The organism is Thalassotalea mangrovi (assembly GCF_005116735.1).
In the GTDB taxonomy this organism is placed as follows: domain Bacteria; phylum Pseudomonadota; class Gammaproteobacteria; order Enterobacterales; family Alteromonadaceae; genus Thalassotalea_A; species Thalassotalea_A mangrovi.
In genome coordinates this window covers 22,979-43,162 of the sequence record NZ_SWDB01000039.1, presented here as the reverse complement: position 1 = coordinate 43,162, position 20,184 = coordinate 22,979, and the positions used below count along the sequence as shown (strand labels likewise).

Here is a 20,184-nt window from a genome sequence, read left to right as displayed (position 1 = left end):
AGATATGATGCGCCGTAGAACCCAGGGGAAATCCTCCGCGCATTCAATAACAAATAGAGCTGTTATGAAAAAACTAATAATTCCATTGTCGTTTTCCTTGCTAGCTGCTTGCCAGACGACAGAGCAAGAATTGGTACAAAAGGATTCGACCAACAACCCAAACATCGCTGACAATGTTGAAATATATCAAGCACTTATTTTGGATGAGTCAGCCAATGTCATACATCCTAAGGCTGACGTCAACGTGCCACTGGGCAACGATGAAGTGCTGGCCAGTGAAAATATCTGGGACCGAATTCGCGCGCAATTGACTTTTGATGTACCAGACAATCGTGTCGTCGCGACCCACCGTAACTGGTATGCGAAACACCAGTCTTACCTGGATCGCGTCACCAAACGCGCCGAACCTTTCCTTTACTACATTACTGAAGAACTGGAAAAAAACGATATGCCAATGGAATTAGTTCTGTTGCCAGTCGTTGAAAGTGCCTACGACCCATTTGCATACTCTCATGGCAGCGCCGCCGGCATGTGGCAATTTTTGTTAGGAACTGGCAAGCAATTCGGTCTCAAACATGATTGGTGGTATGACGGCCGTCGAGATGTTGCCGCCTCCACCCAGGCTGCGATCGATTATCTTAAATACTTGAACAAGCGCTTTGATGGTGACTGGTTATTAGCACTTGCCGCCTATAACTCGGGCCAGGGTCGTGTATCCCGGGCAATGAAGCGTAATGCCAAGAAAGGCCTGCCAACAGATTTCTGGAGTCTCGACCTTCCCAAAGAAACCCGTGACTACGTACCAAAGTTACTTGCTTTGACCGCATTATTAAAAGAGCCAGAAAAGTACGATATTCAATTTAAGCCGGTGGCTAATAAGCCGGTAATTAGTAAGGTAGAGATTGGTTCACAACTCGATTTGTTGTTAGCCGCAGAAATGGCTGGTTTGACCATTGAAGAACTTCATGCGTTAAATCCCGGTTTTAACCGCTGGGCGACAGCGCCAGATGGCCCACATTACTTATTACTGCCGAGTAACAAGGTCGGTGATTTTAACGAAAAATTAAGCAAACTCGACGACGATAAACGTTTAACCTGGCAACGCTATAAAATTCGCAAGGGCGACAGCTTAAGCGTCATTGCCAGCAAATTTAATACCACCACAAGTGTTATTAAAAAGGTGAATAAATTATCCAGCAACAATATTCGTGCTGGTAAATATTTATTGATCCCGACTGCAACACAATCTTTGGATCGTTTTAAGTCGCTCGAACAGGTTGCCAAGGCTAAAGCCAGCAAAAAAGGGTCTGGCGATAAACTGACTTATACGGTGAAGAAAGGCGACACCCTATGGGACATTGGCCGCTTATACAAAGTTAGCAGTAAGGACATCGCTAAATGGAACGGCTTCGGTCCGAAAGATACTTTGCGTCTTGGCCAAAAACTGGTGATTTACACGCCGTTGGCACAAGCCAGCTCCGTTTCTGCCTCGACCAGTAAAACCATGCGCAATATTCGCTATAAAGTAAAATCCGGTGATTCTCTGGCGCGTATTGCCAACAAATTTAATGTCACCATCTCTGACATTGAAAAATGGAATAACTTAAGTCGTAAAAACTACTTACAGCCAGGCCAGATGCTAAAGCTGTCGGTAAATGTTACTTCGATTTAAGTGTTGGGGTTTTACAAAAAGCGGCTTCACAGCCGCTTTTTGCGTTTTTAAAGCTTTAAGCTGTAAGCCGTAAGCCGTAAGCCGTAAGCCGCAAGTTATTGCCTAAGCCTTAGATAAACTACTTAAAGCTCAAGCCAACTACTTGTCGCTTGTAGCTTTAAGCTTGCGGCCCGAGTCGTCATTCCGGACCACGACCCGGAATCTGGGTGAAATGAGCTACAGGCGACAGGCTTCAAGCTCAAGGCTTTTGCCGGATTAGTCTCTCCCCTGCCCAGCCCGTAATTAAGGCGGCTCTTATTTTTATACAAGACGATTTAGGAAAGTAGCCTGAAGCTCAACCTAACTACTTGCCGCTTATAGCTTGAAGCTTGCAGCCTAAGTCGTCATTCCGGGCCACGATCCGGAATCTCTCGTAAACTACACAGATACCGGCCTACGCCGGTATGACGTTTTTGGAATGTATTTGAAAACCTTAAGCCATCGATAGACCGATGAAAGCTTAAAGTTCACCCCAACTACTAGGCGCTTATAGCTTATAGCTTATAGCTTATAGCGTGCAGCCTAAGTCGTCATTCCGGACCACGATCCGGAATCTCTCTTTAAGTACACAGATACCGGCCTAACCCGGTATGACATTTTTGGAATATAGTTGAAAACCTTAAGCCATAGATAGGCCAAAAAAAGCTTAAAGTTCAACCAACCACTTGCCGCTTATAGCTTATAGCTTATAGCTTGCAGCCTAAGTCGTCATTCCGGACCACGATCCGGAATCTCTCGTTAAATACACAGATACCGGCCTACGCCGGTATGACGTTTTTTAGAATGTAGTTAAAAACCTTAAGCCATAGATAGACCAATGAAAGCCATAAGTTCAACGCAACCACTTATAGCTTATCGCTTACAGCTTTAAGCTTTCGGCCCAACAATTCATCCCGGACCAGGAGCCGGAATGAATTATTGAGCCGTATACGGACAATGATCCATTGCCAACAGGGTTTGATGATAATCTTTAATGGCGGAAAAATTACTGCAATGTCCGGTTTTCTCAGCCCAGAGCGTGGTAAAGCTAACAATAATGTCTGTAACACTAAACTGCTCACCCAACATAAATGGGTGCTTTTGCAGGTGCCCGTCTAGCACCGCTAAAGAGCGTGACAGTTCATACTTGTTTTGTTTGAATATTGCCTGAATTCTGCGCTTTTCGGGATAAACAAAGGTGTTCCTTGCGTCACTCCACAGGTGCGCTTCCACTTCCGACAAAATAAACGCACACCATTGTTCGTGCATGGCCCGCTGAAACGTACCGGTATCCGGTATTAGATTTCCTTCCGGCTTGCTGTCAGCTAAAAAGGTACACATTGCCACCGACTCAATTAATGGTTGTCCATCGACCAGCATTGCCGGAATTTTACCGAGCGGGTGTACCTTCTCTAACTCATCCGACCCAAACAGGCTTTTCGCAGCCCGGCTTTCATAAGGAATCTTCAATTCCGCCAAAACCCAATGTACTCTGGCACTGCGAGTAGGTGCATATTCATACAGGACTATTTTCATTATCCGCTCCGTAATACCAATTCCAATAAATCAACGTTGAGAATGAGTATAGCCCTGCTGATTCAACTAGACTGATAATCGAGCGATCGTTTGTTAAATATAAGCATGCCAAGATATTTTTTTACTGCCCTATTTATTGCAATGTTGTTTGTTTCCAGCAGTAAAGCTCAGGAAGCGAATATATCCATAGCCGGTGAATTTGAAAAAATCTATTCAACCACCGTCGTACTAATGGATAGTGATGCCTTGTCGTTTGGAGTCGGAAACTTTGATCCGGAGGAAATATTGCGACAAAACGAAGATGACACAATAAACGATGCATTAAATTTACGTAATCAAATATCCGTTATTGCCGTACCCTACACCATTGATTTGGGCACGGATTTGGAAACCTATGAGGATTATCTCAATATACAGCTTGCCTATATTAAACAGGAAGCTGAAGTATCTCTTTTCGAGGATATCGAACCGGATTTCGACAAAGAGCAAGCGTACGGTCTAAGCGTCGGCTACTCTCGCAAATGGTTTCTCAACAAAAACTGGACCCTGGCGCCAGCGCTTTCCGCTTATTTCATTCACTACAAAAATACTCACCTCTATAACAGTGAAGAAACACAGGCATTTCAGCCACAACTCGATGAAATTCTGTTTAATCAAAAAAAGAATGCAATCCTGTTTGAACCAGGTATTGAACTTGCTTATCTGAAAAATAATGACTGGGGCGCCTGGGAATTTACCAGTGAAGCCTATTACATGTCCGGACGAACCACCTCGGAGCTTGCTGATGGAAGTTATGCCCGACCGGAAGGCTGGCGTATTATCAATGGGGTAAAGGTAAAAAATACCTTTAAAGAAGCAAAATTATTTGCCAATGATTTTTATTTTAAAGCTCATCGCGTCGATATTCGTGGCGATACCGTGCATACACTAGGGACACAGCACTACTATAAAATCGGTTTTGGCATCCTCTGGGATATTCGCAACTTAACCGATTTGGTCGAAAATGTAGGCATTGGCATCAATATCAACCACGGCAGCGCCATCAGTGGTGGCAGTATTGTGTTGTATATCAATGAGTGGTGAACCGATGGCGGCAACGGTAGCTGTAAGCTGTAAGCTGTAAGCTGTAAGCTGTAAGCTGTAAGCTATAAGCTATAAGCTGTAAGCTATAAGGCTTTAGGGCTTTAGGGCTTTAGGGCTTTAGGGCTTTAGGGTGCAGTCTAGATGCATTTTAGGACAAGCAAATAACTTATGGCTTGCGGCTTGCGTCTTGTAGCTTGCAGCCTAACCCGTCATTCCGGGCCACGATCCGGAATCTCAAGCTAAGAGCATAGATACCGGCCTACGCCGGTATGACGGTGTTTTAAGGGCAGCTGTAAGGCTGTAAGCTGTAAGGCTGTAAGTAAGAGCCTGATTCTTCGGGCGAAAGTTAATCAACTTATCGCTTACAGCTTGTGGCTTGCGGCTAAACTCGCCAACTTACCGCTTGTGGCTTGCCGCTTAAAGCTAAAGATTTTGGATTTAATCAATCAATCCATAATCTTTGCTTAAAATCTCCACTATTTCCGCTTTCGGGTTATCGCTGATCACGATAGTTTCGCCCGTGATTTTCTCTGCAATACCAACGTAGGTTTTTGATACTTGCATCAACACTTCTTCTGGAAGTGCATTGTCGCGAGCCAGGGCTTCCCGTTCGTCCATGCGATCTTTGTTCAATAAAATATCCGGATCCGGAAAATAGCTCAGCAATAACTGACGGAAACCTTCTTTAGAATTCTCAACAATATTGCCCTGGCGATATTGCTCACCGTCCCAGATTCGTGAGGAGTCCGGGGTGCCGACTTCATCCATGTAAATCAACTTATCATTACCGGCTTTGTCTTTTACATAGCCAAATTCAAATTTTGTATCGACAAAAATTTGATCCAGTTTAGCCAATTCACCGCTGATTAATGAAAAACCGTCTTTTAATAGTTTTTCGTAAAGGGCAATGTCTGCAACCGATGCAAAGTTAAACGCGGCGAAGTTATCTTCAATATTTTTACGGGTGATATTGACGTCATCCTGAGCTGGAACGCCATCAATACCGGTTAAAATACCCTTGGTAGATGGGGTAATTAACAGCTCTGGTAATTTCTGATCGCGATCTAAACCATCAGCAATCTCTATACCGCAGAACTCGCGTTCACCTTTCTCATAGGCGCGCCACATTGAGCCAGTAATATACTGCCTGGCAATTGCTTCAATTTTTACCGGCTTAGCTTTTTGTACGATCCATACAAACGGATGCGGAATGTCGAGGATATGGCTGTCGGCCAGACCATGTTCTTTAAACAGTTTGAACCAGTGATTAGAGATAGCATTTAATGCCGCGCCCTTACCCGGTACACCCTGAATACCACCTTCACCATGCCAGACACAATCGAACGCGGAAATTCGATCAGAGATCACCATAATCGCGAGTGGTGTATCTGCAGGTACCTCATAACCCTTTTCTTCAATCAGACGGGCAGAATCTTCAGCGGTTAACCAATACACGCTGCGCACTTTGCCACTATGGACAGGTGCATGGGTGCGGATAGGTAAATCATTATTTACGGCTAAAACTTTATCGGCAAGGTTCATCAGTCTTTCCTAACAAATATATCTGGGCGATATAGTAAAGATTGTTCTATTTATTGGTAAAGCTTTTATTTAAAAAACCTTAGCGAAAAATAGAAAAGGACGCCGAAGCGTCCTTATCTGTCAAAGTCTTTACGATTAAGCCAAAGCCGCTTGCGCTTTTTCAACTAAAACCGTGAAAGCTGCTTTATCGTATACTGCGATGTCAGCCAGGATCTTACGATCAATTTCAATCGACGCTTTTTTCAAACCGTTGATGAATTTGCTGTAAGACAAACCATTTTGACGAGCTGCCGCGTTGATACGAGCAATCCAAAGTTGACGGAATTGACGTTTACGTTGACGACGGTCGCGGTAAGCGTATTGACCAGCTTTGGTTACAGCTTGGAAAGCAACGCGATATACGCGACTACGAGCACCGTAGTAACCTTTCGCTTGCTTAAGAACTTTTTTATGACGTGCGCGTGCTACAACACCGCGTTTTACTCTAGCCATTTGTGTCTACTCCTCTAATTAAGCGTAAGGTAACATTGATACGACTGACTTGACGTCAGACTTAGCAACCATGCTTTTCGCACGTAAATGACGCTTAACTTTGGTACGTCTTTTAGTCAAGATGTGACGTAGACCGGCTTGTTTGCATTTGAAACCACCAGAAGCAGTTTTCTTAAAGCGCTTTGCAGCACCTTTATTGCTTTTCATTTTAGGCATGGAAATAACTCCGCATTGTTAATGCCAAAAACTAAAGTAACCTGGGGCGAATCGTAAACGATTACTTGTAGGCCTCGGTTACCAACGAATCGATAATAGTGGTGAATGCCAGCGAGCTGGCATTACTTTCAGACCAGTTATTATCGCTTAACAGGGGCTAGGACCATCACCATTTGTCGACCTTCCACCTTTTTAGGGAAAGACTCGACCTGTGCAATCTCTTCCAAATCGTTTTTAACGCGAGTCAGAAGTTCAATACCCAGTTCCTGGTGCGCCATTTCACGACCACGGAAACGTAATGTTACCTTGGCCTTGTCGCCACCTTCGAGGAAACGCTTCAGGTTGCGTAGTTTGACCTGATAATCGCCCTCATCAGTTCCAGGCCGGAATTTGATTTCCTTAACCTGAATCTGTTTTTGCTTTTTGCGCTGTTCTTTAAGTTCCTTACTCTTTTCGTATAAGAACTTACCGTAATCCATTACTCGACATACTGGTGGTGTGGCTGTAGGACTGATTTCAACCAGATCGACACCGGCAGCTTCTGCCTTATCGAGACCTTCATTGAGAGAAACGACACCTAGTGCTTCTCCATCTATACCGATCAAACGAATTTCTTGTGCGGTAATTGCGCCATTCAGTTTGTGTTGCGGCTCTTTTTGTCCGCCTCTTTGACCACCTTTAATAGTCGGTTCCTCCTAAAGAACTATGCTTGCGTCCGTGATTTAACTTCATTATTCAGTTGCTTAATGAAATCTTCCACCGACAGTTTTCCTAAATCGTCACCTTTACGTGTACGTATGGCAATTTCGCCATTCTCCATTTCTTTATCACCTACTACCAGTAAGTATGGAACACGTTTTAAGGTATGCTCGCGGATTTTAAAGCCAATCTTCTCATTGCGCAAGTCTGCTTTGGCTCTAAAACCGTTTTCTTTCAGTTTTTTTACAACTTGATTACAATAATCACTTTGCTTATCTGTGATATTTAATACCACGGCTTGCGTCGGTGCTAACCAGGTAGGGAATAAACCTGCGTACTGCTCAATCAGAATACCGATAAAACGCTCCAGAGAACCCAGGATTGCACGGTGAATCATAACCGGTACATAACGCTCATTATCTTCACCAACGTAGGTTGCGCCAAGGCGACCCGGTAAAGCAAAGTCTAGTTGCACCGTACCACATTGCCATGCACGACCCAGACAATCAAGTAAGGTAAACTCGATCTTCGGACCGTAAAACGCTCCCTCACCCGGTTGATATTCAAACTCGATTTCATTGGCTTTCAAGGCATTGGCAAGACCTTCTTCAGCCTTATCCCAAACCTCATCGCTACCGATACGTTTTTCCGGGCGCGTCGACAGTTTAACCAGGATATCGTCAAAACCAAATGACTGATAAACATCATAAACCATCTTGATACACTTGCTCACCTCTTCCTGAACCTGATCTTCGGTACAGAAGATGTGGGCATCGTCCTGGGTAAAGCCACGCACCCGCATCAGGCCGTGTAAGGCACCACTTGGTTCATTTCGGTGACAGCAACCAAACTCAGCCATACGTAATGGTAAATCACGGTAAGATTTCAAACCCTGATTAAAAATTTGCACATGACCCGGACAGTTCATCGGCTTAATCGCATATTCACGCTTTTCCGACTCAGTGGTAAACATGTTTTCCGCGTATTTATCCCAGTGGCCAGACTTTTCCCAAAGTACCCGATCCATCATTAATGGACCTTTCACTTCGTCGTAATCGTATTCGTGCAGTTTTTCTCGGACAAACTTTTCTAGTTCGGTATAAATGGTCCAGCCATCGTTGTGCCAGAACACCATACCCGGTGCTTCTTCCTGCCAATGGAACAGATCCAACGCTTTACCGATTTTACGGTGGTCACGCTTTTCTGCTTCCGCCAGACGTTGGATATAAGCTTTCAACTGCTTCTTATCTGCCCAGGCTGTACCATAAATACGCTGCAGCATTTTATTATCGCTGTCACCACGCCAGTATGCACCAGAGACTTTCATCACTTTAAAGTGATGGCAATGACGCATACTCGGTACGTGTGGACCGCGACACATATCAATGTATTCTTCGTGATGGTAAAGACCAGGACGATCGGATTTCTCGATGTTTTCATCAAGAATTTCCATTTTGTAAGTTTCGCCGCGCTTTTCAAAGGTATCGCGTGCTTCCTGCCAGCTGACCCGCTTTTTAATGACCGGATAGTTGGTTTTGGCAAGTTCCATCATGCGCTTTTCAAGCTTGACCAGATCTTCATCATTTAACGAATGTTCAAGATCAACATCATAATAAAAACCGTTATCAATGACCGGACCGATGGCCATTTTTGTGTCAGGCCATAATTGTTTGATCGCATGGCCTAATAAATGCGCGCAGGAATGGCGAATGATTTCCAGGCCATCCTGGTCTTTACTGGTAATAAGCTGCAATTCTGCATCTTGCTCAATGATTTCACAGGCATCGACAAGTTCGCCATTTATACGACCGGCTATGGTCGCTTTGGCTAAACCGGGACCAATGTCCTCGGCAACTTGCATTACGGATACGGGTTGTTCAAAACTGCGTTGACTACCGTCAGGAAGAGTAATTACTGGCACAATATTTCCTTTTACAGTGGTGGCACCTACGTAATGCCACTTGTATTAATAACAATGCGTCTCAGGTACCGGGCCCGAAACGCGAGAAAAATTCGTATTAGAGATATGATTTCCTGGTATCGATGAGCCTACATTGCTATCGGACAAACATCGGAAACCATAAGCCGAGCAATATAGGGGAATTCCCGATAATTTGCAATGGATAACAAGCAGTTTGGTTAATTACATGGTACTTTAACTCACCGTGATTAAAGTAAAATTGCCCGGCAGCAAAATGCGCAATTAAATTAAAAGGTCTAATCTGAAAATATGAAAAGCAGGATAATGACGGTATTAACAGACCTACTTCGTATATGGCGTTATCTGCTGTTGACCGCATGCATCCTGACGTTTCCCGCCATCGCCACAAGCGATGCTCCGAATTCAGATTTCCCGACCCAGCAATCCCTCCCGCTTCCCTGGTATACCCATATGCAAAATGAATGGCTCTGGATTCAGTATCGAGATAAACCTGACACTGGATTTGTCGAAATTAAAGCCAGCCTGACGTTGCAGACACAATTAAACAAAATTCGCTATTTGTTAACCGATAAAAAAGCCGTGCTTAGCTGGGTTGCAGGCGTAAAACGCATTGTTGTGTTTGAAAAACAAAATGACCACCAGGTACAACTAACAATTCTCGATCCGATCTGGCCGGTTCATGCCAGGGAAATGCTTACAACCAACTCGTTAATCAACAACACGAACCAGTTCACCCTGACAGTGCAGGATCATAATCAATACCTGAAGCCAAACCCGAACCGAATTCGGGTTGAACGGGTGAATATTACCTGGCAGGTAAAACAATTAGAAGACAATATCGTCGACGTACAGTATCTGGGATATTTTCAACCTGGCGGCAGTCTGCCGGCCTGGCTGAGTAATGAAATATTTCTGGTGTTAATTAGCGATAGCCTTACGAATTTAAAAGCCGTTATCGATGGAATTGAATCAGCTAAAGGTACAACGGCAGAGATTCAGTAAATAAGGAAAAGACAATTACGCCAGTCACTATGTCGCGATCTATTTGCCGAGATTATCTAAATATTTCCAAAACCCGTAACGGAACTCTTCTATAATTTAGTAACTTCAGCTGCTATATATCGTCACAACGGGGTAAGTATGTGGTCCGCCATTGCTGATGAAATCTCACAAACGTTAAAACTTGATTTAACCTTTTCTGAACCCGAAAAAGTCACCGGTGGTGACATAAATGCCTCGTTTAAATTTTCCGCCGATGAGCAACATTTTTTTGTAAAAACCAATAACGCTTCACAATTACTCAACTTCCAAACCGAAATGTATTCGCTTGAACATTTAAGCCAGGGAAGTGACTTTGTGGTACCGGATGTGATCTGTTGTGGCCTGGCTGAAGATTCCAGCTTTCTGGTGATACAGTTTCTTGAGCTCGTACCTCACCCCCTTAATGGTGTTCAACAATCTGAAAGCCCCTGGTATGTGATGGGCAAAACCCTCGCTCAGATGCACCAAAATAATCAACAGGGCGAGTTTGGCTGGAGCGAAGACAATTTTATCGGCAAAACAGCACAGGCTAATCCCTGGCAGAAAAACTGGAGTACGTTTTTTGCAGAGCAACGCCTCGGAGTGCAATTACAGGAATTGAATAACAAAGGGGTGGATCTGACAGATATCGATGAATTTGTCGGACATTGCCAGCAATTATTGAGCAACCATCACCCTACTCCAAGCTTATTGCACGGCGATTTATGGCAGGGTAATGTTGGTTTCACCAATAAGGGGCCGAGTATTTACGATCCCTCTTGTTATTATGGCGATCCGGAAGTTGATATTGCCATGACGGAATTATTTGGACGCTTCCCGGAGTCTTTTTATCACGGTTATCAAGGCGTTTCGCCGCTGCGAAAAAACTACCCTAACCGTAAGCTTATTTACAATGCGTACCATATTTTTAATCATGCCAATTTATTCGCCGGTATTTACCTTGAACAGGCAAAAGATATCATCGCGAAAATTTACAAAATTGCATAACGGCGCTTGAGAAAATCCGCGGTTAGCGACCATACTATAGAAAGGTTGCATGTGATGTTTGATAAAAGTTAGGAGACGATCATGCTTCAAAATATAAGCCGAAAAATCATTGAATGTCCCCACTGCGGCCACCACCTTGCGGTAACCCTGGATACCACGCAAGGAGACCAGAACTATTATGAGTCCTGTCCTACTTGCTGTAATGATATTCATATGAACATGCACATCGATGACTATAGCCAGACCATTTTGTTAATGATCGATAGTGACGATGAACAAATATTCTAAATTTAGCGGTTTCTCTCCGCCATAATGCGCTCGATGGTGTCGACAATTGTCATGGTTTGTTGGTCTATTTCAATATTGGCTTGATCTCCAACCTTAAAATCACTGAGATTGGTGCGCTCCAGCGTTTCCGGTATCAGGTGCAAATCAAAGTGGTTTTCCTCGACGTTACCTAACGTCAAACTAGCCCCATTTACGGTGATAAACCCTTTACGAATTAAATAAGGACGCCACTTAGTTGCAATTTCAAATGTCATCCGAACATTATCCTGGTTTTTCTCTAACGATGATAAGCGAGCCAGGTCATGAACATGACCACTGACAATATGGCCGCCAACTTCATCACCAAATCTCATCGAGCGTTCAAGATTTACGTGACCGGAGTCGGTTAGCTGACCAAGGTTGGTCAGCCGCAATGTCTCGTCAATCACATCAAAATGCAAAACCGCCTGTTTGTTAGATTTGGATTCAACTTCAACCACCGTTAAACACACGCCATTACAGGCTACACTGGCACCTAGCTCGATCCCCTGCACAAATGAGTCGGGCACTAATACCTGGATATGGCGAAATTCCCGTCCCTCTTCAATGCGATAAACCTGCGCTTTTAATTGCACAATTCCTGTAAACATATATGATCCTCATTCCTGAATTACCGTTATTATCTTATCTTTACCTGCATGACTCTAGATAAATTTCTTGCCGACGCGCGCTCATTGATAAAATTGGCCTACCCAATTTTGATTGCGCAATTAATCCAGAACTTAATGAGTTTTGCCGATACGGTAATGGCCGGTCGCGTCAGCGCTACCGATATGGCTGCGGTTGCCGTCGCAAGCAGCGTCTGGCTACCGATCATCTTAACCATATATGGCGTGATCATGGCGCTGTCTGCCATCGTCTCCCAGTATTCGGGGCGCAAGAATTACTTCGGTATAGCCCGTGCCACCATACAAACCGCCTGGATAGCGGTAATTTTATCCTTGCTGGTTATTGGCTTGTTTTATGGACTTCGACCACTGCTTGAACCGCAACTGGGTCTTGAGCCTAAACTGCAACAACTGATGTTGGACTATCTGGGTTATATCGTCTGGGGCGGGCCTGGCTTTTGTTTATACGTGGTACTCAGAAACTTCGCCGAAGGTATGAGCTATACCAAACCAACAATGATCATCTCTATTGTCGGCTTATTAGTTAACATTCCTGCGAACTACGTATTCATTTATGGCGAGTTTGGCTTTCCCGAATTAGGCGGCGCAGGATGTGGTATCGCTACAGCCATTGTGTACTGGGCCATGTTTATAGGCATGCTGGTCTATGTATGGATTTCAAAGAACTTAAAAAAAGTATCATTGCGTTCAGCAATCTCTTTACCGGACATTCAGGAAATATTAAGCATTCTCAAACTTGGAGTGCCAATCGCCCTGTCCTTACTATTTGAAGTGTCGCTCTTCTCCGTGGTTGCCATCATCCTGGCCCCCTTTGGTTCTGAGATTGTCGCCAGCCATCAGATCGCGATTAATTTTTCCGGGATGATTTTTATGGTGCCACTGTCCATAGCCATGGCGGTAACCATCAAAGTCGGATTTGCGGTTGGTGAGGACAAGCATGAAGACGCCAAACGCATGTGCACCACCAGCATGTGGCTGGGCTTTATTATCGCCATCGTCACCGCAACTGGCACGATCATCTTCAGGGAACAGATTGCCCTCATCTACACCACCGAAACCGCGGTTGTCACGTTAGCCGCGAACCTGATGTTCCTGGCGGCACTGTTTCAGTTTTCCGACTTTATCCAGGTAATTTCCGCTGGCGCTCTTAGAGGCTATAAGGACACCAAGTCAATTTTGTACATCACCTTTATCTCCTACTGGGTCGTTGGATTGTCATTAGGAGTGATTTTAGGGGTGACGGACTGGATAATGCCACAACTGGGCGCGGCCGGCTTTTGGATCGGTTTTATCCTTGGACTAACAACCGCTGCTATCATGCTTGCCTGGCGCTTAAAAGTGATTCAGCGTCGTGCAGAACAGGGCTTGCTGGCGACGAATTAAACAATCAGATATTCGGTTGCTGAAGATTTGTGCAAACAAACCGGTTTTTGCAAAAATCTTGCGAAAAGCGCTTGCAAGCAACCAGAACTGCCATTAACATAGCCGCCGTTGAGTCGTTAAACACCTTTGTTAACCTCTCATTGTACGACCGTAGCTCAGCTGGTTAGAGCACTACCTTGACATGGTAGGGGTCGGTGGTTCGAGTCCACTCGGTCGTACCAATTCGAATTCATAAAAAGCAGCCTATGGGCTGCTTTTTTCGTTTCTGGCCTGTCACCGATATTTACCATTAACTTGCCACGACTCACTTACAGAGCACATATTCGATAAAATAATAAGAAACTATTTCACTTATACTGGTAATTTAGCTATGTTAGCGGCCTGAATTAATAAGGGTAACCTGAACGAATGACCATAAAGACTGACGAGTTTCGCACTTCATTGATTGAACAATTGATATCTCCGGCGCAACTAGCCGAAGATATCCCTCTTTCTGAAGAAACCGCCAACTTTATTATCGATTCGCGCACCACAGTAGAAAACATTATCTGTGGTAAGGACAATCGATTGTTGGTGGTCATAGGCCCCTGCTCTATCCACGATCCGGTTGCGGCCATCGACTATGCAAAACAATTAAAACTATTGCATGATAAATACCGTGATCAGCTCCAGATAGTTATGCGGGTCTATTTTGAAAAGCCACGGACGACCGTGGGCTGGAAAGGTTTAATCAGCGATCCTTGGCTTAATAAGTCTTTTGATGTGGAAAAAGGGTTGCACCTGGCCCGTAACCTGTTGATGGAAATTAATGAGTTAGGCTTGCCCGCAGGTACTGAATTCCTCGATATGGTAACCGGTCAGTATATTTCTGATCTTATCAGCTGGGGGGCGATTGGTGCCCGCACTACTGAATCCCAGGTGCATCGTGAGCTGGCTTCCGCCTTGTCGTGCCCGGTAGGTTTTAAAAATGGTACCGACGGTAATGTCAAAATTGCCATCGATGCCATTAAAGCCGCCAGTGTGCCGCACGTATTGTATTCGCCAGATAAAAGCGGACAAATGTGTATTTACCAGACCCATGGTAATCCGTTTTCCCATATTATCCTGCGCGGCGGTAAGCAGCCAAACTACTTTGCTGAAGACGTAAACGACGCATACCAGAAACTACAGGAATCTGATATTGGCACTAAGATCATGGTGGATTGCTCTCACGGCAACAGCGGTAAAGATCATAGTCGTCAGATTGACGTTGCCAAAGACCTGGCCGAGCAGATTGCTAATGGAAGCGACGCGATTTTTGGCGTTATGATCGAAAGCTTTTTAGTTGCGGGGCAGCAAAAAGTGGAATCGGGTAAAGAAGATCAACTCACCTATGGCCAAAGCATCACCGATGCCTGCATAGACATGGCCGAAAGTGAAAAAATCTTAGATATTCTTGCCAACGCCGTTAGCAAACGATAAATCTTACCGGCCCGTGTTCATTTGCACGGGCATTTTCCCACAATTATGTGTCAGCAACTTCCACCTCTCACCTTACCTCTTAATTCTGCCAAAAGTCCTTCGCTCGCATCTTCAATTAAATCCAGCACATGCTCAAAACCCTGACCTCCGCCATAATAGGGATCCGGCACTTCCATTTCCGCAAACTGGCAGGCGTATTCGAGAAACAACTTTACCTTAGGTAAATGATGATCGGGTGACATATCCTGCAAATCCATCAGGTTTGCCTTATCCATGGCCAATATCAAATCGAAGTTGTCAAAATCTGCCATGACCACCTTGCGCGCAGTGATACCACTAAAATCATAACCTCTGGCACGTCCGGCGGCGGCTGAACGACTATCCGGAGATTCCCCCTGGTGATAGGCTATCGTACCCGCCGAATCTACCTCGATATCAACGCCCTGCTCCCTTGCTTTATGACGAAACACCGCATCCGCAGTAGGGCTGCGGCAGATGTTGCCCATACAGACAAACAGTACCGATGAAATAACCTTGCGATTTGAATCTTGATTCATTGTTATCCCTTCTCAATCTAGTGGGGTCAGGTCTTGAATTTCGCATGCACCATTCAAGACCTGACCCCATAATCTAACCATGGCATACAAGACCTGACCCCATAATCTAACCATGGCATATACTTGATACAGTATTATTAAAGGTGATACCGAGAGCAACTATGCAGAAGTTTGGTGAAAACCTTTTTGTTCGCACTAATTATGTAACCTTTTTAGGCACAAAATTACAAACCAGAATGGCGATAATAAAAACTGGTGATAGTCAGTTATTGATTTACTCGCCGGTGTTCCTGACCGACTCGGTCAGGCAATCTCTTGCAGATCTGGGTACGGTTTCCTGGATTGTCGCCCCGAACAAACTTCACAATCAGGCGGTAATGGATTACATCAAAGAATATCCGGACGCTGAAGTCTATGCCGCGCCGGGTTTAAAAGAGCGTTGCCCGGACATTGGCATCGACAAAGTGCTGCAGGGATATCAGGCCAATTTTCTCACCCCTGATATCGATATGATAACCACGGATGGTAATTGCTTTTTCTCCGAGGTAATGTTGTTACACAAACCTTCGAAAACACTCATTGTCGCTGACTTTATCGAGAACATGACAAAATCCACCAGTTCAATGCTGTGGTTTTTCAAATTGTTCGGAGTTCGTGAAAAACCAATGTCCTCCCCTGAATTTCGACTCTATACAACCGATTCGCAAAAAGCCCAGGAAGTATTAGAACTTGTCGATAGTTGGGATTTTGAAAAAATCTTTTTATGCCACGGCGATTTGATCACAGCCAATGCGGCAGGTGTGTTTAACCGGGTTTGTGAGAAATTTCTCGACCAAATCGAACATCGAAGTCAAATGAGCAAACGAATTCTCGCGCAACTCTCTAAATTACAATAGTCTTTCCAAGATTCTCGGTTACATGCTGTTAACCTTAGTTATAGAATCGTACCTTCTCTTGTGCATTACTCGATTAAGCATAAAATGCCCGGCGTTCAAGGATTATCAATCCGACAAACCCAGAGGTTATTATGTACAAGTATTTAATTGCTGCCGTGGTTTCGGCAACTATCGCAACGGCTGCATCAGCAAACACTGCACACGTTGTAACCGGCGACATGACGCCTGACGCTCGCCTGGCTTCTTTATACGATGTAACAGTACATTCGGTGAAAAAAGACCAACAGCCAGTTTGTTGGATCAGCGCAGAGCGCGACGGTAAAACCATTACTACCGCCCGTGTTGAACCTTCAAAAGCCGCATACAAGCGTGACGTATTAAAAGCCTGTGTCAATCGTGACGAGATGTTCGAACTGATTCAGCAAGCGAAGTAATTCGTGTCAGCCCGGTATCTATTGCCGGGCATTGCCTTGCCTTTTTCATCCTGCCATTCTTGCAAACTTGCCCAAGCCGACTATGCTCAATGCATTGAAATATTTGATCTATTTCTCTGTGAATAGCTGGTTCGGGAAATGTATCGATCACCAATTAATATAATCTCGCATGTCATCAAACTGGTAACTGGTTTCATGACTCCGGCAATTTTCCGTGTATTGTTATTGTTTGTCTTGATGTTCTCTGGCGCCTGCTACGCCGATGAAGAGGATTATAAAAAACAGGATCCGATTCAAATTCTGGTATTTGATGACGACCTCAATCAGGCTGGCAATGAAATTTTCATTCGCAGTATCCAGAATACCTTGGAAGCGATTCAGCTTGATGAAGAGTTTTTTAATACCGGCGAAAATCCACTAAGCACCAGCAACAAAATATCTAAATTTACCGCCCCTTTCCAATTCGTCCGTTTTTCCGTTACCAGCAATGACTGTGGCGCAAGTATTGATAACGTTGCCAATTGGTCGCGGGTCGGATTGATCCTGGGGCCATTAACATCAGGCTGCACGATCAAATTATTAACCTTGCTAGAAGAAAAAAAACTGACTATTCCTGTCCTGAATTCAACGGCGACTCGGGCAGACATTAATCTGAATGAAGAGAAACAGCGACTTTATTCCTCGTTTTATAGAACCGTACACAGTGATGATAAGCGGGTCTTGAATGTCGTTAACAAACTACAAAAATCACAACAGGATAGCGGCGATGTCAGCGACTTTAAGGTATATATCTTTTTCCAGCGGGACGATAAATATTCTGAGGGCCTGGCATATCACCTGATCAACATACTATCGGGTAAAGGCGTGAAGTTAAATGCTACCTATTTGTGCTTTGCAGAGAGTAACGTGCACTGTCGCAACATGGAGAATCCGGCAGACGCCCCAATCCTGGCGAGCGATTCGCAAGCCTCTGACTCGTCGCAGGCCACCGAGTCGCAACTACCTGTTGAAATCTATGATCCAATCAAAGAATTGATCGCTGACTACGACGGTTATCAGTTATTTACTAACAAGACAAATAGCCCCGATGATGACGCGGAGGCGCCTAACGCGGTGATCTTTGCAACGTCTGGCGATGATAAATCAATGGCAGGAGTCAGGCAATTTTACTGGCTGGTAAATAATAATTTTAAGACTCGCTTTTATGGCTTCGGCACCCCGGAGAGTTATCCGTTTTTGCGAGCAAATTCACTACTGATTTCTATGCCGACCTTGCAGCTTTACGAGAGCCAGTTCAGCAGTAAAGTAGCACAATTTAACCCCAGGCAAGCCCATTACCTGGCGACCGTTTTAGCAACGGAATTAACCTATAAATTAATGCGTGATTTCACCCCAGAAGACAAAACATTCATCACTCAATTGGCAGAACAGGCGAGTAATAGCTTATCCGCTAATTCCGGGCACAACACCCTATCCAAGTTTATCGATATTTCCGATTCCTGGTGCCAAAACAATACGGTACTATGCTTTCGCCTGTACGCTAACCAAACACTAAGCCGGGAAACTTTTCGAACTCAGCTAACCCACGAAAAATACCGGTTTAATCATTATGGGGATATGGTTTCAGATATGGTGAGCGCAACACTGTTTAAAAAAGAAGCGCAGTTTAATCTGAAAAATCGAGAGCAGGTCGTAGTAAAACCGGATGATATTATCGCCACCGTTGATCGTAAATTCGTGCAGTTATTTTCTGGCTCAATTCTAATCGCCGGTAATGTGACAAAACCAGCATTAAACAAAAATTATAAAATCCGTATACGCCAGCAAAACAATGGCGATGATGATCCTGAAATCATAAATTTACCGGTTGCTGAAGACGGTAGCTTTTCCCTGAAATATACTCCGATGCAAATGGGTGGTTTTGACATCAGCTTTTATCGGGATAAATTTCGATTACAGAGTCAGCCGCTGTTTTTCCATGTCACCCTGCCCTCCAATCCAATCTGGTCCCTACTGATTGCTTTTGGCGCAACCTTGCTTTATCACCGGGATTTAGTCGCCAATCGGCAGTTCTCCAGATTGCGGAGGCCGCTAACAGAAGCCCTATTGGCCACCATTCTTTTCTACGTCTGCTTTGTCATTTTAAAAGAATTTTTCGGTGATCTAACGCCGCCCGCACTAAACAGTGATCACAGCCTCAACCCCGGTTTGATTGGCCTGATTTGTGCAGTATTGGGCATGAAAGTGTTAGATCCGATCATCAATGTGATGAAGAATATTAAGTCTGACAATTCTGGTTAATCAGCACATATTGCTTAAAATTAAAGCTGAGATTTATTTCCCGTGTCGGATTGACGAGGTAATTTTGACCATTAAACGTTTGTCACTGGTAGTTCTTTTCGGTTATTTTCTGCTCAGCATCCCCGGCTCCTACGCCAAAGAAACCACCGATGAGTTAAGAAAAGCCATTCCCCTGACCGTACAATTAAACGATGACATTCAATTTTCCCTGATTGATAAAGATCATCTTAAGGTAGTCAGTCTCAATATGGCTCATGGTCGCAAAGATGCGTTTAACCAAATGTTGGTAAGCAAGGAAACGATCGAAAAGAACCTCGATGATATTGCTGCCATGCTAAGAAAAGAAAAGGCCGACGTGGTGGCACTGCAAGAAGCTGATGCCCCATCCTGGTGGAGTGGCGACTTTAACCATGTCGAATACCTGGCGAAAAAAGCCGGTTATCATTTTTTTATCCAGGCCGCTCATGTCGATAAATTTTTTGGTACCTATGGCACGGCGATAATGAGTCGCTTACCGATCCGGGAAGCCTTTGCCGTCTCTTTTCATCCAACCCCACCTTCCACGCAAAAAGGCTTTGTTACCGGTAAAGTGGGTTGGGACTGCAGGCCGGAAGATAAGGAATGCCTGGAAATTGATATCTACTCTGTGCATCTCGATTTCCTCAGGCATGCAAAACGCAATGAGCAAATTCGTATGTTGGGGCTGATGTTGGAAAAGCGACAGAGAAAATCGGTGATCATGGGCGACTTTAACAGCGAATGGCTGAGCTCGGAAAAGGTGATCAAATTTTTAACCGAGTCTGGTCGCTATAAACTGTTCGAACCGCACTCGGAACAATATGATACTTACGACGACAAGCGCCTAGACTGGGTGATTATTTCCCGGGATTTGAATTTCATCAGCTATAAGGTATCGAAGGAATTGCTGAGTGATCACCAAGCGGTAATTGCCGAAATCGGATTTTAAA

At 44.5% G+C, this 20,184-nt stretch carries 19 protein-coding genes and 1 tRNA gene; 12 read left to right on the top strand and 8 right to left on the bottom strand.

Annotation, left to right across the window (positions count from 1 at the left end; translation table 11 throughout):
* The first annotated feature begins 64 nt into the window (after positions 1–64).
* Positions 65–1,672 (top strand): LysM peptidoglycan-binding domain-containing protein, encoded by a 1,608-nt coding sequence (locus tag E8M12_RS15320; protein WP_136737142.1) that lies wholly within the window; start codon positions 65–67, stop codon positions 1,670–1,672.
* 954 nt (positions 1,673–2,626) lie between these two features.
* Here the strand turns inward: E8M12_RS15320 and E8M12_RS15315 are convergent.
* Entirely contained in the window at positions 2,627–3,226 is a 600-nt protein-coding gene (locus E8M12_RS15315) for a glutathione S-transferase family protein (protein ID WP_136737141.1), read from the bottom strand.
* Positions 3,227–3,331: 105 nt separating this feature from the next.
* On the opposite strand from E8M12_RS15315, the gene E8M12_RS15310 reads away from it, so the two are divergent.
* A complete protein-coding gene (locus E8M12_RS15310) occupies positions 3,332–4,309 on the top strand; it encodes a Solitary outer membrane autotransporter beta-barrel domain (protein WP_211245062.1) in 978 nt (325 codons plus the stop codon).
* A gap of 438 nt (positions 4,310–4,747) precedes the next feature.
* Here the strand turns inward: E8M12_RS15310 and E8M12_RS15305 are convergent, their stop codons facing one another.
* The 5 genes from E8M12_RS15305 to thrS form a co-directional block, all read right to left on the bottom strand.
* Positions 4,748–5,851, bottom strand: coding sequence for a phosphoribosylaminoimidazolesuccinocarboxamide synthase (locus tag E8M12_RS15305; RefSeq protein WP_136737139.1), 1,104 nt, complete (start codon positions 5,849–5,851; stop codon positions 4,748–4,750).
* 135 nt (positions 5,852–5,986) lie between these two features.
* On the bottom strand, positions 5,987–6,343 hold the full coding sequence (gene rplT / locus E8M12_RS15300) for a 50S ribosomal protein L20 (protein ID WP_136737138.1): 357 nt from the start codon (positions 6,341–6,343) through the stop codon (positions 5,987–5,989).
* An 18-nt stretch (positions 6,344–6,361) separates the two neighbouring features.
* Positions 6,362–6,559: a 50S ribosomal protein L35 gene (gene rpmI, locus E8M12_RS15295; RefSeq protein ID WP_136737137.1), complete on the bottom strand. Its 198-nt coding sequence runs from the start codon at positions 6,557–6,559 to the stop codon at positions 6,362–6,364.
* 140 nt (positions 6,560–6,699) lie between these two features.
* On the bottom strand, positions 6,700–7,242 hold the full coding sequence (gene infC / locus E8M12_RS15290) for a translation initiation factor IF-3 (RefSeq protein WP_136737136.1): 543 nt from the start codon (positions 7,240–7,242) through the stop codon (positions 6,700–6,702).
* 20 nt (positions 7,243–7,262) lie between these two features.
* Complete coding sequence (thrS, locus tag E8M12_RS15285; RefSeq protein WP_136737135.1) at positions 7,263–9,179, bottom strand: threonine--tRNA ligase; 1,917 nt, start codon at positions 9,177–9,179, stop codon at positions 7,263–7,265.
* 324 nt (positions 9,180–9,503) lie between these two features.
* Here thrS and E8M12_RS15280 point away from each other — a divergent pair, with 324 nt between their 5' ends.
* The 3 genes from E8M12_RS15280 to E8M12_RS15270 all read left to right on the top strand — a co-directional run bounded on the left by E8M12_RS15280 (position 9,504) and on the right by E8M12_RS15270 (position 11,516).
* Positions 9,504–10,202, top strand: a complete 699-nt coding sequence (locus E8M12_RS15280; protein ID WP_136737134.1) for an SRPBCC family protein — start codon at positions 9,504–9,506, stop codon at positions 10,200–10,202.
* A gap of 138 nt (positions 10,203–10,340) precedes the next feature.
* A complete protein-coding gene (locus tag E8M12_RS15275) occupies positions 10,341–11,228 on the top strand; it encodes a fructosamine kinase family protein (protein ID WP_136737133.1) in 888 nt (295 codons plus the stop codon).
* Between the two features lie 81 nt (positions 11,229–11,309).
* Positions 11,310–11,516, top strand: coding sequence for a CPXCG motif-containing cysteine-rich protein (locus E8M12_RS15270; protein WP_136737132.1), 207 nt, complete (start codon positions 11,310–11,312; stop codon positions 11,514–11,516).
* Positions 11,517–11,518: 2 nt separating this feature from the next.
* Here E8M12_RS15270 and E8M12_RS15265 read toward each other — a convergent pair whose 3' ends face one another.
* Positions 11,519–12,145, bottom strand: a complete 627-nt coding sequence (locus E8M12_RS15265) for a riboflavin synthase subunit alpha (protein ID WP_136737131.1) — start codon at positions 12,143–12,145, stop codon at positions 11,519–11,521.
* 48 nt (positions 12,146–12,193) lie between these two features.
* On the opposite strand from E8M12_RS15265, the gene E8M12_RS15260 reads away from it, so the two are divergent.
* The 3 genes from E8M12_RS15260 to E8M12_RS15250 all read left to right on the top strand — a co-directional run bounded on the left by E8M12_RS15260 (position 12,194) and on the right by E8M12_RS15250 (position 15,028).
* Positions 12,194–13,567, top strand: coding sequence for an MATE family efflux transporter (locus E8M12_RS15260; RefSeq protein WP_136737130.1), 1,374 nt, complete (start codon positions 12,194–12,196; stop codon positions 13,565–13,567).
* A 144-nt stretch (positions 13,568–13,711) separates the two neighbouring features.
* A tRNA-Val gene (locus E8M12_RS15255) sits at positions 13,712–13,788 on the top strand.
* 187 nt (positions 13,789–13,975) lie between these two features.
* The gene (locus E8M12_RS15250) at positions 13,976–15,028 is read left to right on the top strand and encodes a 3-deoxy-7-phosphoheptulonate synthase (RefSeq protein WP_136737129.1); all 1,053 of its coding nucleotides are present in this window, start codon (positions 13,976–13,978) and stop codon (positions 15,026–15,028) included.
* 50 nt (positions 15,029–15,078) lie between these two features.
* Here the strand turns inward: E8M12_RS15250 and E8M12_RS15245 are convergent, their stop codons facing one another.
* The gene (locus E8M12_RS15245; RefSeq protein ID WP_136737128.1) at positions 15,079–15,585 is read right to left on the bottom strand and encodes a low molecular weight protein-tyrosine-phosphatase; all 507 of its coding nucleotides are present in this window, start codon (positions 15,583–15,585) and stop codon (positions 15,079–15,081) included.
* Between the two features lie 236 nt (positions 15,586–15,821).
* Between E8M12_RS15245 and E8M12_RS15240 the strand changes: the two genes are divergently transcribed.
* The 4 genes from E8M12_RS15240 to E8M12_RS15225 all read left to right on the top strand — a co-directional run bounded on the left by E8M12_RS15240 (position 15,822) and on the right by E8M12_RS15225 (position 20,183).
* On the top strand, positions 15,822–16,481 hold the full coding sequence (locus E8M12_RS15240) for an MBL fold metallo-hydrolase (protein WP_136737127.1): 660 nt from the start codon (positions 15,822–15,824) through the stop codon (positions 16,479–16,481).
* A 131-nt stretch (positions 16,482–16,612) separates the two neighbouring features.
* Complete coding sequence (locus E8M12_RS15235) at positions 16,613–16,915, top strand: hypothetical protein (RefSeq protein ID WP_136737126.1); 303 nt, start codon at positions 16,613–16,615, stop codon at positions 16,913–16,915.
* Positions 16,916–17,110: 195 nt separating this feature from the next.
* Positions 17,111–19,216, top strand: a complete 2,106-nt coding sequence (locus tag E8M12_RS15230; RefSeq protein WP_136737125.1) for a hypothetical protein — start codon at positions 17,111–17,113, stop codon at positions 19,214–19,216.
* 64 nt (positions 19,217–19,280) lie between these two features.
* Complete coding sequence (locus E8M12_RS15225; RefSeq protein WP_136737124.1) at positions 19,281–20,183, top strand: endonuclease/exonuclease/phosphatase family protein; 903 nt, start codon at positions 19,281–19,283, stop codon at positions 20,181–20,183.
* Position 20,184 lies beyond the last annotated feature (1 nt).